The sequence below is a fragment of the Plantactinospora endophytica genome, from assembly GCF_016862915.1.
Classification (GTDB): Bacteria; Actinomycetota; Actinomycetes; order Mycobacteriales; family Micromonosporaceae; genus Plantactinospora; species Plantactinospora endophytica.
Genome location: NZ_BONW01000084.1, coordinates 1 through 958 on the forward strand (window position 1 = coordinate 1; position 958 = coordinate 958).

The window sequence follows — 958 nt, forward strand, 5'->3', positions numbered from 1 at the left end:
CCGCTGCGATGTCGGAGCCGGTTGCGGTGGTGGGTATGGGGTGTCGGTTTGGTGGTGGGGTGGAGTCGGTGGGTGGGTTGTGGGATTTGTTGGTTGGTGGTGGGGAGGTGGTGGGTGGTTTTCCGGTGGATCGGGGTTGGGATGTGGATGGTTTGTTTGATCCGGATCCTTCGGTGTCGGGGAAGTCGTATGTGCGGTCGGGTGGGTTTGTTGACGATGTTGCGGGGTTTGATGCGGAGTTTTTTGGTATTTCTCCGCGTGAGGCTTTGGCGATGGATCCGCAGCAGCGTTTGTTTTTGGAGACGGCGTGGGTGGCGTTGGAGGATGCGGGTTTGGATCCTGTGGGTTTGCGGGGTTCGGGGACGGGTGTTTTTGCTGGTTTGAGTGGTCATGATTATGGGGGTTCGCCGGGTGAGGTGGTGGAGGGTGTTGAGGGTCATTTGGTGACGGGGAATGCGGCGTCGGTGTTGTCGGGTCGGTTGTCGTATTTTTTTGGGTGGGAGGGTCCGGCGGTGACGGTGGATACGGCGTGTTCGTCGTCGTTGGTGGCGTTGCATTTGGCGGTGCAGGCGTTGCGGCAGGGTGAGTGTGGTTTGGCGTTGGTGGGTGGGGTGTCGGTGATGTCGACGCCGGCGTTGTTTTTGGAGTTTTCGCGGCAGCGTGGGTTGGCGGTGGATGGTCGGTGTAAGGCGTTTTCGGTGGATGCGGATGGGATGGGTGCTGCTGAGGGTGTGGGGGTGTTGGTTGTTGAGCGTTTGTCGGATGCGCGGCGTGCTGGTCATCGGGTGTTGGCGGTGGTGCGGGGTTCGGCGGTGAATCAGGATGGTGCGTCGAATGGTTTGACGGCGCCGAGTGGGCCTTCGCAGCAGCGGGTGATTCGGCAGGCGTTGGTGAATGCGGGTGTGGAGGCGTCGGGTGTTGATGTGGTGGAGGCGCATGGGACGGGGACCCGGTTGGG

The 958-nt window shown here is 61.4% G+C and carries 1 protein-coding gene; it reads left to right on the forward strand.

The window, feature by feature from the left end; all coding sequences use genetic code 11:
- Positions 1-958, forward strand: a 958-nt coding sequence (locus Pen02_RS41425; protein WP_203871684.1) for a beta-ketoacyl synthase N-terminal-like domain-containing protein, incomplete at both ends; no start/stop codon positions are given.